Annotated in this window: 11 protein-coding genes; all 11 read left to right on the top strand. The window is 67.8% G+C overall.

Features of this window, described 5'->3' with window-relative positions; translation table 11 throughout:
- Positions 1–76 precede the first annotated feature (76 nt).
- Positions 77–1,399 carry an MmgE/PrpD family protein gene (locus ACSSVZ_RS00785; RefSeq protein WP_453967690.1) on the top strand — a complete coding sequence of 441 codons (1,323 nt, stop codon included), beginning with the start codon at positions 77–79 and terminating at the stop codon, positions 1,397–1,399.
- Entirely contained in the window at positions 1,396–2,760 is a 1,365-nt protein-coding gene (locus ACSSVZ_RS00780) for an FAS1-like dehydratase domain-containing protein (protein WP_453967689.1), read from the top strand. The genes ACSSVZ_RS00785 and ACSSVZ_RS00780 overlap by 4 nt, the downstream gene beginning before the upstream one ends.
- Positions 2,761–2,959: 199 nt before the next feature.
- A complete protein-coding gene (locus tag ACSSVZ_RS00775; protein ID WP_453967688.1) occupies positions 2,960–3,712 on the top strand; it encodes a copper chaperone PCu(A)C in 753 nt (250 codons plus the stop codon).
- 169 nt (positions 3,713–3,881) lie between these two features.
- Complete coding sequence (locus ACSSVZ_RS00770; RefSeq protein ID WP_453967687.1) at positions 3,882–7,034, top strand: DUF2169 family type VI secretion system accessory protein; 3,153 nt, start codon at positions 3,882–3,884, stop codon at positions 7,032–7,034.
- On the top strand, positions 6,985–8,091 hold the full coding sequence (locus ACSSVZ_RS00765; protein ID WP_453967686.1) for a pentapeptide repeat-containing protein: 1,107 nt from the start codon (positions 6,985–6,987) through the stop codon (positions 8,089–8,091). Before ACSSVZ_RS00770 ends, ACSSVZ_RS00765 begins: the two co-directional genes overlap by 50 nt.
- Before the next feature lie 30 nt (positions 8,092–8,121).
- Positions 8,122–8,508, top strand: a complete 387-nt coding sequence (locus tag ACSSVZ_RS00760; protein ID WP_453967685.1) for a hypothetical protein — start codon at positions 8,122–8,124, stop codon at positions 8,506–8,508.
- A gap of 31 nt (positions 8,509–8,539) precedes the next feature.
- Positions 8,540–9,367 (top strand): hypothetical protein, encoded by an 828-nt coding sequence (locus ACSSVZ_RS00755; RefSeq protein WP_453967684.1) that lies wholly within the window; start codon positions 8,540–8,542, stop codon positions 9,365–9,367.
- Between the two features lie 42 nt (positions 9,368–9,409).
- The gene (locus tag ACSSVZ_RS00750) at positions 9,410–10,267 is read left to right on the top strand and encodes a hypothetical protein (protein ID WP_453967683.1); all 858 of its coding nucleotides are present in this window, start codon (positions 9,410–9,412) and stop codon (positions 10,265–10,267) included.
- Between the two features lie 41 nt (positions 10,268–10,308).
- Complete coding sequence (locus ACSSVZ_RS00745) at positions 10,309–11,160, top strand: hypothetical protein (protein ID WP_453967682.1); 852 nt, start codon at positions 10,309–10,311, stop codon at positions 11,158–11,160.
- Positions 11,161–11,257: 97 nt separating this feature from the next.
- On the top strand, positions 11,258–11,932 hold the full coding sequence (locus ACSSVZ_RS00740; RefSeq protein WP_453967681.1) for a DUF3540 domain-containing protein: 675 nt from the start codon (positions 11,258–11,260) through the stop codon (positions 11,930–11,932).
- 237 nt (positions 11,933–12,169) lie between these two features.
- Positions 12,170–14,002, top strand: coding sequence for a tetratricopeptide repeat protein (locus ACSSVZ_RS00735; protein ID WP_453967680.1), 1,833 nt, complete (start codon positions 12,170–12,172; stop codon positions 14,000–14,002).
- Positions 14,003–14,055 lie beyond the last annotated feature (53 nt).

Raw genomic sequence — 14,055 nt, 5'->3', positions numbered from 1 at the left:
CCCGGGGGCTTGCGGCCCGCCGCCCGAGGCGCGAGGATCGCGCCCAGCGACCCCGCCGCCTGGCCAAGGATGCGTCATGAGCCTCACCCGCGATCTCGCGCGCCTGATCGATGCGAAGGCGGTCACCGAGGCCGACCTCGCCTGCGGCGCCTTGTTCGTGCTCGACACCGCGGCCTGTGCGCTCGGCGCGCGGACCACCGAGCCCGCCCGCATTCTCACCGCCGTCGCCCCGGCTGACCATGCCGACACGGCGCGCCGCGCCTTCCACTTCGGCGGCCTCGCCCACATCCTCGAGATGGACGACCTCCACCGCGAGTCCGTCACCCATCCGGGCTCGGTGGTGATCCCCGCCGCGTGGGCGATCGCCGAGCGCGACGGCCTCGGTGGCCGCGCCTTCCTCGCCGCCGTGCTGGCCGGCTACGAGGCCTGCTGCCGGGTCGGCATGGCGGTGGGCCGCGCCCACTACCGGGTCTGGCACAACACGTCCACCTGCGGCCCGTTCGGTGCCGCCATGGCCGCCGGTCGGCTCCTCGATCTGAGCGAAGACCAGATGGTCTGGGCGCTCGGCAACGCCGGCACCCAGTCGTCCGGGCTGTGGGAATTCCTCGCCACCGGCGCCATGAGCAAGCATCTGCACACCGCCCGTGCCGCCGAATCCGGCGTCCTCGCCGCCCTGCTCGCCAAGGAGGGCTTCACCGGGCCGGAGGCGATCCTGGAGGGCGAGAAAGGCTTCTTCGCCGGCCTGTGCCCTGACCCGATCCCCAGCGCCGTCACCGCCGCCCCCGACCGTCCCTGGGCATTGACGGCAACCTCCATCAAGCCGTGGCCCTGCTGCCGGCACACCCATCCGGCCATCGACGCCGCGCTGGCCCTTCGCGGGCAGCTGGGCGGCGCCAGCGCTGCGTCGGTCGCCGTGCGCACCTACCAGGCGGCCCTCGACGTGTGCGACCGGCCGGATCCGCAGAATCCCTACGCCGCCCGGTTTTCCCTCCAGCACTGCGTCGCCGCCGCCCTCGCCGACGGCGCCGTCACCCCGGCAAGCTTCGACGGCGCGGCCCGCGACCGGCTTGCGGCAACCCGGGCAACCGTCACCGTCGCGCGCTCCCCCGACATCGACGCCGCTTACCCCGACGCCTGGGGTGCCGATGTCAGCGTTCTGGCCGCCGACGGCCGCACCCTGCAGGCCGTGCGCCACGATGCTCTGGGCGATCCCGGCAATCCGTTCCCCGCCGAAGCGGTCGCCGCCAAGGCCCGATCGCTGATGATCGACGGCGGCATGGAGCCTTCCGCATCAGACGCGCTCATCGCGGCCGTTCTCGCCCTGCCGGAGGACCGTCGGGTCGGCTCGCTCGGCCTGTTCGCCGCCACCCCGGCCGGCGCCGCCCGGAGTGCCGCGTGACCGGCTCCGACGACCCGCCCTTCACCGACTGGATCGGCCGGACGAGCGAGCGCGAGGACATCGTCACCGAGCGCCTCGACGCAAGCTTCCGGGCCATCTTCGCGCCGCACCTCGCCGCGGTCCCGGACGGCGCCGCGCCGCTCGGCATCCACTGGTGCCTGGCGCCCGCCATCGCGTCGATGGACGCCCTCGGTCGCGACGGGCACCCGGCCCTGTCGCGCGACCTGCCGCCGGTGCCGCAGCCCCGGCGCATGTGGGCCGGCGGCACGGTCGAGACCGTCGACCACCTGCGCGTCGGCGACCGGGTCCGCCGCGTCACCACCATCGCCGACGTCACCCGCAAGGACGGCCGCTCCGGCGAGCTCTGGTTCGTGGCCGTCGACCACGACTACCTGACCGACCGCGGCCTGGCCGTGCGCGAGCGCCACGACATCGTCTACCTGGGTGACCGGTCCCCCTCCCCGGGGCCGGCCGTGCAGCCCCGACCGCCGTCCACTCCGACGCCGGCCTGGACCGTCGAAACCTCGCCGACGCTGCTCTTCCGCTACTCCGCCATCACCTTCAACGGCCACCGCATCCACTACGACCTGCCCTATGCGACCCGGGTCGAGGGGTATGACGGCCTTGTCGTCCACGGCCCGATCCAGGCGACCCTGCTGCTGAACTTCGCCGCGACGGAACTGGACCGCCCGCCCGCAACCTTCGTCTATCGCGGGATGTCGCCTGCCATTGCCGGCATGCCGCTGACCGTCACGGCGACCCCGGACAGGCCCGGCACCTATCGCACGCTCGGCCCGGACGGCCGCGTCCACATGGAGGCGACGACCGAGGCGATCGGCGCGATCGTCGCCGACGGGTCACACGAGCGTCGGACACCCGGCCTATCGTCGCGCCCGGGCGAACCTGCTACCCGGCAACCATCAGCCGACATCATTCCGGAAACGAGGGAGCACACCATGGCCGAAGACGAAGAAATGAGCGTCGACGCCTTCGAGATCGCCGACATCCTGGGCGGCGGCCATACGCCCGACGGGCGGTTCGTCGCCATCATCAAGCTGTCGGACGACTCCCAGCACGGCTTCATGATGACACCCGGCAAGGTCGACGCGCTGGCCAACCTGCTGCAGGCCGCCCTGCTGGAATCCCAGGGTCTGCGGGCGACCTTCGGCGTGCCCGCCTCCCTCGACGGCAAGGTCGAGGTGGCAGCAGTTGCCGCCGCCGCGTCGCCGGCCGGCACCGTTCACATGGAGCTCACCGACCGCAAGGGAAACCTGGTCGACCTCGCGATGAGCCGCGAGACCGCCATCGAATGGCGCGACGCGCTCACGAAGAAGATCGAGGCGGCCACCCCCGGAGGATGACGCCGCGATCTGCATCGCTGCGGTTGCGGGTTTTCCTGGGCGCACGTTTTTTTGGGCGTGCCGACCCGCTCAACCGCACTGCGGACTGTTGAGCCTGCCCCGCCGCCGTGTAGAAGGGATGCGGACGAACAAGGGTGCCGCCGACGCGGCCCGTGGCCCCAGGCCGCGGACGGCGGCGTCGCCGGCACGGGAGGGCAGGATGAACCGCAAGTCGATGACGGCCGGCACGGCGGCCTGTCTGGCCGCGCTGCTCCTGTCCGGCTGCGGGGGCAAGACCGACAGCTTCAAGCCGGCGTCGATCGAGGTCGACCGTCCCTACATCTATCCCGAGGCCGCGGAGGCAACGGCCTCCAAGAACGCGAAGGACGCCAAGCAGGCCAAGGGTTCCAAGCGTTCCAAGGGCTCCGGGACGGCCCTCGCGCTGATGCGCATCCGCAACAAGGGTGGCACCGCCGACCGGCTGCTGCGCGTCTCGTCGCCCAAGTCCGGCCCGGTCCAGATGCAGCGGACCTACGTGATCGAGGGCAACCCGATCCAGCGGACCGTCCAGGGTATCGACATCCCCGCCGGCGGATCGGTCGAGATGTCCACCAGCGGCTATTTCCTGAGGTTCGAGAGGGTCGGCGAGACGTTCAAGGACGGCGGCACGTTCCCGATCGTACTGGAGTTCATGGTCGCCGGAAAACTGCCGGTGACGGTGGCGACCGACACCACCGGCCCCGGCCTTCCCAAGCCCGCCCCGAAGAACGCCGACGGCACCCCCATCGCCACCGGTGCGCCGATCTCGATCCAGGGCCTGGAATCCGGCCAGTACGGCACCCAGGCGACCGGTCCGGCCCCGAAAGCCGCCGCCACGAGCACCTCCGGCAGCGCGTCGACGTCGGGCGGAACGGGCGCCAGCGGCAGCGCGACGACCGCACCGCCTGCCAACCTGTCCAAACCTTCATCCTGAACCAGTTGAAAACGGGCTAAGTCAATGGCGAGATGGCAGGCTGTAGTGACGCAACGCCTGCGGCTCGGTGCGACGGCTCGGCGCCCGGGGCTCCACCTCTTACCGAGCCGGTCTGGCGAACACGTCGGTCGGAACCGTCTCCGCCCGTCCCCCTCGAGGAGCTGACCAGATGCCCGGGATCATGAAGCCGATGCGGCTCGGTATCCTGACGAAGTGCACCCCGCACGACGGCGGATCAATCTTCACGGTCACCGCGCTCGGCCTCTTCGACCTCCTCGCCCCCGACTATCTGTTGATCGAAACCGGCCTCTGGCCGACCGCGGCCGACCAGCTGCCGCCCGGTTCGGTCCTGGACCTCGGAGCACCCAAGCCGAACGGCGAGGTGATCGTCGCCGGCTCCGCCATTCCACCCGGCGGCCATCCCGTCGACAAACAGCTCGTCGAGGTGCGGGTCGGTCCCGTCGCCAAGCGCATTCTTGCGATCGGCAACCGCGTATGGACGCGCGGAGATCATGGCCCGGTCTACAGCGATCCGGTGCCCTTCACCCACATGCCGCTGGTCCCGCAGCTCGCCTTCGGCGGTGCGGGCTTCGCCGAGAATCCGCTCGGGCGCGGCATCGGCGCCCGCGGTCTCTACGAGGGCGGCTACAAGGCACCGCTTCCCAACCTGGAAAACCCCGCCCACCCGATCCTGGAGATCGACGACACGCCGCACCCGGCCTGGTTCGGCCCCTACCCGCCCGACGCCCCGTGGCGGCAGCGCTTCATCGGCACCTACGACCGCAACTACATGAAGACGCACTTCCCGGGCTACCCGGCGGACTTCGACACCCGCTACTTCCTCGCCGCGCCGGCCGACCAGCAGATCAAGGGCTTTTTCAAGGGCGACGAACCGATCCACGTGTCGGGCATGTCCTCCAGCCACCCGACCGTGGAGTCCCGCCTTCCGGGCATCCGCGCGCGCGCCTTCGTCCACCGCAAGTCGGCGCCGGAGGGCTTCCACGAGCTGCACATGCATCTCGACACCGTGTGGATCTTCGGATCGGTGAACAAAGGCCTGGTGGGATTTCGCGGCTCGATCCAGTCCGAGGACATCGAGGGCGACGACATCGCCTATGTCATGATCGCCTACGAGCGCCTGTCGGATCCGCCGCGCGACCCCGCCCACTACGCCGAGGTCTACCGGCTGCGCCGGGATCCGGACGAGAAGATCAAGTACCTGCTCGCCGACTACCAGCTGTCGCCGGAGATCGATCCGGCGCTGAAGGCGTCGAGGCGCGCCAGCAAGGTCGATGCCTACAAGGCGCGGCTGGCGAAGTTCGAGGCCACGCAGGCGTTCAGCATCCGCAAGCAGTTCGAGGACCACGACCTGCCGCCGGCGCTGCTTCCGAAGATCGAGATGCCGAAGCTTCCGCCGATCGCCATCCCGACCAGGGACGAGGTCGAACGGGGCGAGGCGGACTTCGCCGAGATGCTCGACGATCTGGAGGAACAGAAGAAGTTCGCCGACACGATGCTGGTCGAGCTGGAAGAGTTGCGGCAGGCACAGGAGGCGGCCGGCGGCTTCAAGGCGCCAAAAGGGCTGCCCACCATCTACGACTTCAAGCCGGACATCGTCGCGGACCCGGCCTACGCGGGGGCGCTCGGCCAGATCGGCGTCCAGCCGATCGACCGCGCCGCGATCGCGGCTAGGATCGAGGCGCTGCCCGCGGAAATGGCGGCGGCTGCCGGAAGCCCGCCCGAAAAGCAGCAGGCCTCCAGCGACGCGGTCTCCAAGGCCAAGGCGCTTCTGTCCGGCGAGGCGTTCGACGATCTCTCTTTCCTGTCCGTCACCGACGAAGAGCAGTTCGCGAAGGCGCGGGCGCGAGCCCTCGACCTTCCCGAGGCGAAGCCATTCGCCGAAGCCCGCAGGCAGCTGGCGAATGCCGCCGAACGGATGGACGCGGCCGGGCTGTCAGCGATTCTGGACCAGGCACAGGCGGTTGTCGGTCCGCTCAAGCTCTCGACCGCCCTTGACGGCGTCGACAGCCAGGTGATCGATCCGGCAGAGGCTGCCGCGGGGCAGGAGCAGCTTGCGGCCACCGAGCAGGCGCTTGCCAAGATGCTGCCGTCGCTGGCCACCGATACGCCCGGCGAGGGCTTCGATGCCCTCATCGCCTCCATGGCCGAATTCGCCAACGAGCAGGCAGCCGGCGACCCGAAGGAGATCCTCCAGAAGATCGAGGCGGTCCTGAGCCTGATGGAGCCGATGGTCATCGAGGGCGGGCGCAAGGCCCGGCTCGCCCTGCCGAAGGTCATCGAACCGATGCCGCCCCTGAACCCGGCCACGGCGAAGCGGCTCGGCACATTCATTCTCGAGGAGATTGGCGTCGCCGATCTCGCCGGACGCGACCTCGCCGGTGCCGACCTCGCGGGTGCCGATCTGTCCGGGATCGATCTCAGTGGCACCATGCTCGACGGGGCGAACCTCGAGGGCGCGAACCTGTCCGGCGTCCGCGCCCATGGCACCACCCTTTCCGGCGCGAACCTCAAGGGGACGCGGTTCGCCGGTGCCGACATCAAGGACACCAATTTCGGCGGAGCGGTCCTCGACGGCGCAGACTTCACCAAGGCGCGCGTGGAAAAGCCCAACCTGATGGAGGCGTCGCTGGCGGGCGTCGTCCTCGCGGACGCTGAGCTCGTCCGTTGGACGATCGCCAACATTTCGCTGCACGGGGTTGTCCTCGACCGGTCGACGGTGAGCCAGTCGACGTTCATCCGCTGCGATTTCGACCGTGCCAGCTTCCGCGGTGCACGGCTGTTCAAGAGCGTCTTCATCGAGGGTTCGGCGCGCGGCGCGCACTTCGACGGAGCCGATCTGGAGAAGACCGGCTTCATCAAGGTGCCCCTCGATCGCGTCAGGTTCAACGGCGCGAGGCTGCTGAGCAGCGGCTTCGTCGGCGACATCATGATGAAGAAGTCGAGCTTCGCCGGCATCACCGCGGTGAAATCCAGCTGGATGGCCGCCGATATCCAGGAAAGCTGTTTCCTCAAGGCCAGCCTGAAGGAATGCAACCTGATGATGGCCGACGCCCGGCGCTGCGACTTCCGCCTCGCGGTGCTTCATAACACGTTGATGTTGCGGGCCGACTTTCGCGAGTGCGACTTCTTCGGCGCCGACCTTACCGGCGCGATGCTCCGCAAGGCCGACCTGTCCTTCGCATCCCTGCGGCAGACCAACGCCTACGCCACGGACTTCTCCCTCGCCAAGCTCCTGGGAACGGATCTCCACCATGCCCACCTCATCCAGACCGCCTTTCGCGCGCCAGAAACTGTCGCTTGAGGAGATGCGCGAGTATCTCGCGCACGACCTGCAGATTGTCACCAAGGACCTGAGCGGCGCGGTCTTCGCGGGTCAGGATCTGACCGGCGCGAAATTCGTCGACTGCGACCTGAGCGACGCGGATTTCCGCGACGCCACCCTCGACGAGGCGTCGTTCACCATGTGCGATGCGCCGCGCAGCCGCTTCGGCGGCATGAAGCTGACGCGGTTTTCGCTGGTGAGTTCGGACGCCAACGAGGCCGATTTCAGCGGCGGGACGCTGACGGATTGCCAGGCCGCCGGGTCGACCTTCATGCGCGCCGATTTCAGCGAAACGGAGATGCTGCGCTGTGCCTTCGCCCGCTCGCCCCTCACCGGCGCGACCTTCGAGGCGGCCCAGTTGGAAACCGTGGCGATGCTGCAGTCGGACCTGTCGGAGGTCGTCTTCAAGACCGCCGTCCTGCACATGGTGTTCCTCACCGAGGCGGACCTGCGCACCGCCGACCTGACCCACACGCGCTTCCAGCAGGTGCTGATCATCGACGGCGACTTCCGCGGCCACTCCTTCGCCGGCCAGACGCTGGAGAACTGCACGATCATGAAGGCCAACCTGGACGGCGTGGATCTGCGCGGCGCCAACCTCGCCAACTCGATCTTCATGGAATCCAGCCTGCGCAAGGCCAACCTCGGCAGCATCGACGGCTCGAAGGCCATCTTCAACGGCGCCGACCTGCGCGAGGCGGACTTCACCGGCAGCAAGCTCGAGATGGCGAACTTCTCCGGCGCAGTCCTTCACCGCACGTCGTTCCAGGACTGCCACCTGTCGATCGCCCAGTTCGAGGGAGCGGACATGCGCGCCGCCGCGTTCGACGGCGCCGATCTCTCCAACGCCAATTTCGCCAACGCACGCGTCGAGGGCGCCTCGCTGCGCCAGGTTAAATTTCAGCAAACTTCGTTGCACATGGTCGACCTCGACAGCACATTCAGCACGGGCTCGACGGGAACGACGAAGGGCACGGATCCGCATCGCGCGGTCGCCGAGCGCTACAATCCGTTTAAGGTAAAGCTCGCCGAATAGTCATCGGCGGCGGGGCACGAGGGGCCAGACATGATCTTCACCTGCGCGACCAGCCCGACGGGCATGAACATCAATGCGTCCGTCGATCTCGTCGGCATCGTCGTGTTGCCGACCGTGAACACCGGCACCTCGGCGACCGACGTGCCGACCCAGGTCACCAACTTCGTCTGTTGCATGCCGGCGAAGAACGAACTCGGCACGACGACGATCAGCGTCGGCGACATCGGCCCCGGCGTGACCAACGGCCAGATGCTGATGATGAACCGGCACGCGACCTTCAAGGTCACCTATTTTCTCGACTTCATGCCCGCCAACTCGATGCTCAACGTCGCGCTGCCGAATGGCACGCCGCCGAGCGGCATCGGCGCGGAGCTGGCGCCCGGCCAGATCAAACAGATGCTGCTGATGCCGCTCTGACGGCACCAGCCCAGGCCCACGCGAGACCGTGATGACCGACTCTTCGACCCCATCGGTGCTGCAGATCGTCGTGCCGACCGCCGCCGATGCGACGAGCGCGACCGGCGCGCTGCGGCTTGGCGCCTATCAGGCGCTGGAAGACGCCTGGATCTCCAAGTCGATCCCGGTGAGCGACGGCATCTATTTGATGACCAGCTCCTGCACGACCACGAACGTCGACGGCGGCACCTACATCCATGCCGGCGACGGGATGAACGTCCAGGGCGGCAAGACGATCTCGATCATCGACGCGGGCGAGACGAGCGTGCGCGCCGCGACGGTTTCGTTCGCCGCCCAGGAGACGCCGACCACATCAGGCAACGGGATCAATCTGCAGGCGCCCGGTGACGTGACGATGAAGTCCGACGGCGACTTCTCGATCGACTGCAAGAATCTCGTCTACGTCGTGCACGAGCACTTCAGCGCGGCAACCGAAAAAGGTGGCGTCGAAATCGCCCAGGGCGAGATCAGCCTGATCATGCACGGCACCGTCGAGATCAATGCGATGGCCGACATCAACATCGCAACGGTCGGGCTGGAGCCGCTCGTCGCGGACCACACCTTTGCGGTCTTCTCCATCGAGGCCACAGGCATCGAGTTCACGGGGGAGCTGTTCAAGAACGAGAACCACGGCATCCGCGCATTCCTCGTCGGCCTCCTCGTCCCGTTCTCCGAGGCGAAGGCGAACGTGCAGGCGACCTCGAACCAGAACGCGGTCGTCGTCGCAAGCGATACCGACATCAACGCCAACGAGGACGGCGCCGTCAATCGCGCCAACGCCGTCCGGGTCCGTGCCCGCGCGATGAGCTGCAGTTTTTGACCGGAGCCGCTGCAGAGGATTCTGCGAAGGACGGGTGCCACCATGTCGAGCTGGAACGCAACAACCTACGACACCGACGGCAAACTCGTCGCGCACCTGCGGCTCGGTGCCTATGAGCCGCCCGAGGCCGGGCTCAAGCCGTCCCAGTATCCGGGGTCGTTCTCCTCCTCGGCCGGCTTCTTCATGACGACGACCGGCGACCACTATCTGAACGCCGATCAGGCCATCCAGATCGAGCCGAAGGACGCGGCGGCCATCGTCATCGGCGCGTTCGACAAGGACACCGACGTCAACCTCAAGATGGATGTGACCGGCAGCGGCGCCTACGCGACGTTCAAGGGGGCGGGCGTCGCCCTGAACGCGGTCGCGAAGGCGGACGAGGCGCAGGCCCCGGTCGACGGAGAGCTCATGCTCTATGCCGGCGAGATGGTCACCATCTATTCCGGTGGCGACACCAGGTTTGAATCGGATGGCGACGTCTACATCTCGAACGAGACGGAATCGACCACACAGACCCAGAGCAAGACCATCACCCACGGCATGTCCCAGTCGATCGTCCTGTACATGTCCCTGGACATCACGGCGGGCTTCGACATCTTCGTGATGGTCGGCATCAGGTCTTCGGTCGCGATCTACACCTCCGAAACGTCCATCCTGAAAACCGGATACAGCCTGATGACGAACGAAATCGCCTTTGCCGCGAACGAGAACAAGGGCTTCGGGGCGTACATGAAGAACGTGTTCGGTCTGATTGGCGTCCTGATGCAGGAGGAGGAGCTCGCCGAGGTCAAACAGGAAAGCCTGCGAAACGGCGTCACCGGCGGCAAGCTCGTCAACAAGATGGTCGGCGTCCAGTCCAATTCGGTCGCGTCCAACGTCGGCGTCAGCAACACCATGTAGTCGCCCGCGATCGCGGACACCATCGTCATCGGAGACGCGCAATGGCCAGCACCTATCGCATGACGGTTCCGGGGCAGACCGCTTCCCAGCAGGCGGAACTGCGCCTGGGGTCCTACATGTCCGGCGACGACGGGTTTCCGTTGAACTATACGGGCGACAAGACGACCTCGACCGGCGTCCTGATGACCACCAAGGGTGAGTTCGCGCTCGTCTCCGGCAAGCCGTTGTTCGCCCAGGCGCAGAAGACGGTGGACATCAACGTCTCCTCCGGCAACCTGACCGTGGAGGCGACCAACAACTTCACCCTCACCTCGCACTCGCTCTTCCTGCAGGCCGGTTCGCCGGTGACCGCGAACTCCGATGTCCCGGACGTCGAATCCGCCGGCGCGACGATGACGACGACGGCCGACGTACAGGTCCACTCTTACGGCGCGGATGTGAAGATCTACTGTGAAGAAGGTGGTTATTCGTGCACGATGCGTGGCGGCTGGCACGAGATCTATGGAGACGAGAAAGAAGAAAGCCAGACCGAAATGGCGATCAAGACGCTGGAGACCATCGAGATTCCGATGATCTTAAACTTCAACTATGACAGCTATTACTGCTTTATACGGGGATCGCTGACCGTTTTTACGGGAAACGCCTCGACGGCGGCGGTCATCTCGTCGAGTTCGACGGGCACCGAGCTCGAGATGCACCAGATCAAGACGAAGCTGCACGGCATCAAGACGGGCGCGAGCGCCTTGAAGACCCGCGTCGGCAATCTCATCACCGACACGTTCGCCATCGACTTCAGCAACATCTCCATCGACATCACCGAGGAGGACATCATGTCGGATCTCACCGGCGTTGCGAACGAGATCAACGCTGCTCCGCAAATCAACACCGAGTAGGACGGCACCGGCGGCAGACGCCGCACCGTCACGCATTCGCGATAAGGCGGGTCACGCGCACTTGAGCGAACACGGCACAGGCTTCAGGAAGACAGACATGCAGACCAGCAGCCCCGGCACCACCCTCGTCGCCGAAGTCAGCGAAGCGACGGCAGAAATCCAGGCGGCCCGCGGCGAGGCTGTGATGGCGCACGGCGAGGTCGGCGAGGTTCATACGGCCCGCTTCCGGCTGGAGACCGACCGCGGGCCGATCCTCGCCAGGCGCGCGGTGAGCTGCCTGGTCGAGCCCCAGGCCGGCGACCGGGTGCTCTATCTCGTCGAGGAAGACGGCCGGGGCACCATCCTGCACATCCTGTCGCGGGCCGAGGGTGCGACGCGCGACGTGCTGGTGTCGAACCCCGACGGCGCGCTGCGCCTGCGCGGCCAGAGCGTCGCGGTGGAAACGCCCGGCCCCTATGCCGTATCCGCCGGCAGCGTCGCGATCCAGTCGGCCACCGCAGACATCATGGCCGGGACGCTGACGATGACCGGCGAGACGCTGCGCCAGGTCTACGGCCGCACCCAGACCAACACGCGCTCCCAGGAAACCATGGCCGAGCGCATCGTCACAAAGGCGCTCGAACGGATCGAGATCATCGACAACACCGACAACCAGTTCGTCGGCACCATGTCACTGAAGGTCACCGGCGTGCTCACCCAGTCGTCCTACACCACGGTGCTGGTCGCCGAGGAAGACCTGCGCATGGACGGCAAGCGCGTGACGGTCGGATAGGGCGGAGCCCAACCCTCTGCCTGCCCCGGACGCCGTCCTTGAGCGGGATGGGGAACAGGGGAAACCGCCTTTCCGCCCCCATCCCGCTCTAAGATATTAGAATTGATCACGGTTTTGGAATCAGGTCGCTTTGACCGGATTACATCGTGATCTGGGACACTCACCTCAGACACTCAGTGAGCCGCGCGGTCAGCCGCACCACGCAATCGGGAATCGCCCGCGGCGGGAAGAACCATCATGATGCCGACGGTCGACGAAAGGCTCGCAGCCGCAAGCCGCCATCTCGTCCAGAACCGGCCGAACGAGGCCGAGTCGATCTATCGGGACGTGCTGCAGCAGGACCCCCGCGATGCCAAGGCCATGGCCGGCCTTGGGGCGGTGCTGCTCCTGCGCGGGCAGTACGACGAAGCCTACGAGATCCTCGGCCGGGCGACGACGCTCGACCCGAAGAACGCCGATCCCTACCGCAACCTCTCGGTGGTCTACAGGGCCCGCGAAGAGCCGGCCAACGCCCTCACCTGCCTGGAAGCGGCGCTTACGCTGGAGCCGGACAGCGTCGACACGCTCGTTGCGATGGGCGAGACGCTGATCGCGCTTGGTCGGCACGAAGAGAGCGTGCCGCTGATCGAGAAGGCCCACGGCATAGCGCCCGACTCGGTCGCCGTGCTGGTTGCGCTGGGCGGTTTGCAGACCCTGCGCGGCGATCTCCCGAAGGCGATCTCCTGCTATCACCGCGCGGTGGAGCTGGCGCCGGAGGCCCCTGAGGCCCACGCAAACCTCGCCACGCTCTACGGCACCACGGGGCGACCGAAGGAGGCGCTGGAGCACGCCGAGCGGGCGCTGCTCGCCGAGCCGCTCAATCCGGGCTTCGTCGCCGTGCTCGCCGGCGCTCTGGAGGAGACCGGCGAGACGGCGCGCGCCCTCAGCCTGGTCAACCGGGCCCTGGTCATGCATCCGCACATGGTGGTGCTGCGCTGCCGCCTCGCCTCGCTGGAGCTTGCCGGCGGAGCCGCCAATCAGGCCCTCGCCGGTATCGCCCGCCTGCTGAAGGACCGGCGCGAGGATCCCGCCCTTCTCGAGACCATGACCCAGCTCCTGCACCGGGCCGGCCGGCCCGAGCAGGCCCTGGCGGCCGCCCGGGAATTCCTGCGCGCGCAGCCCGGCGCGCCCCAGGGCACGCGGATCGAGCGGCACGCCCTGATGATGCTCGGCCGCCACGCCGAGGTCTGGCCGCCCGTCGACGCGACCGCCGTCGCGGGGGCCCGCATTCTCGTTCAGCTCAACGATGCGCTGCCGGTCCTGGAAGCGGTGACGCTGATGCGCGCCATCGCGCTCGGGCGCGCCCGCGGCGCGACGATCCGCGTGATGGCGCCCTCCTTCCTCGCTCCCCTGGCCTCCTGCGTGGCCTATCCCACCGGCACCGACACCGAGGCCACGGAGCCGCAACTGGACAGCAAGGCGTGGCTTGAGGCGGCCGAGAAGGTGCCGCTCCTGTCGCTGCCGGCGCGGTGCGGGCTTTCCGACGCCGAACTCCTCGACGGATCGCCCTACCTCGTGCCGTCGGACGACAAGGTGGCCATGTGGCGGCAGGCGCTCGCGGAGATGCCGAAGCCCTGGATCGGGTTCGCCTGGGCGCCCTACAAGCCAGGCCCCCGGGTGGAGGATATGCGCGCCCTGCTCGGCCGGACGGGCGGCACCGCCGTCTCGCTCGTCTGGGATCAGAACCGTGTGCAGCTGTCGCTGATGCCCGAGGCGATCGACGCCGGCCTGCACATCCAGAGCCTCGACGATCTCATCGCGGCGGTCTCGGCGCTCGACGCGGTGATCGGCATCGACGGACTGCCGATCCATGTGGCGGGCGCCCTCGGCAAGCCCGGGGTCGCGGTGGTTCCGAAACGGCAGCTCTGGTACTGGCGCACCGACGAGGCCGGCGCCGCCGTCTGGTACAAATCGGTCCGTCCCGTCGAACGCGAGCCCGGCACGCCGTGGGAGGCGTGCGTGGAGCGCGTCGAGGCGGCCCTCTCCGAGGCCGTGGAAGCCCTCGCCGACGGCCCAGCAGAAGCGGGCTGACGGCGCCACTTGGGAGCCTCGTCCGGTGGCAAGCTCACGGGCGGAATGACCGC

Source organism: Amorphus sp. MBR-141 (assembly GCF_053628695.1).
Note: the sequence above shows the minus strand (reverse complement) of the source record. Positions and strands in the feature narration are given on the sequence as shown.

Excerpts from the sequence above, each read along its gene's own strand:
- ACSSVZ_RS00785 (WP_453967690.1), top strand. The coding sequence starts at position 77 with ATGAGCCTCACCCGCGATCTCGCGCGCCTGATCGATGCGAAGGCGGTC.
- ACSSVZ_RS00775 (WP_453967688.1), top strand. The coding sequence starts at position 2,960 with ATGAACCGCAAGTCGATGACGGCCGGCACGGCGGCCTGTCTGGCCGCG.
- ACSSVZ_RS00770 (WP_453967687.1), top strand. The coding sequence starts at position 3,882 with ATGCCCGGGATCATGAAGCCGATGCGGCTCGGTATCCTGACGAAGTGC.
- ACSSVZ_RS00765 (WP_453967686.1), top strand. The coding sequence starts at position 6,985 with ATGCCCACCTCATCCAGACCGCCTTTCGCGCGCCAGAAACTGTCGCTT.
- ACSSVZ_RS00760 (WP_453967685.1), top strand. The coding sequence starts at position 8,122 with ATGATCTTCACCTGCGCGACCAGCCCGACGGGCATGAACATCAATGCG.
- ACSSVZ_RS00755 (WP_453967684.1), top strand. The coding sequence starts at position 8,540 with ATGACCGACTCTTCGACCCCATCGGTGCTGCAGATCGTCGTGCCGACC.
- ACSSVZ_RS00750 (WP_453967683.1), top strand. The coding sequence starts at position 9,410 with ATGTCGAGCTGGAACGCAACAACCTACGACACCGACGGCAAACTCGTC.
- ACSSVZ_RS00745 (WP_453967682.1), top strand. The coding sequence starts at position 10,309 with ATGGCCAGCACCTATCGCATGACGGTTCCGGGGCAGACCGCTTCCCAG.
- ACSSVZ_RS00740 (WP_453967681.1), top strand. The coding sequence starts at position 11,258 with ATGCAGACCAGCAGCCCCGGCACCACCCTCGTCGCCGAAGTCAGCGAA.
- ACSSVZ_RS00735 (WP_453967680.1), top strand. The coding sequence starts at position 12,170 with ATGATGCCGACGGTCGACGAAAGGCTCGCAGCCGCAAGCCGCCATCTC.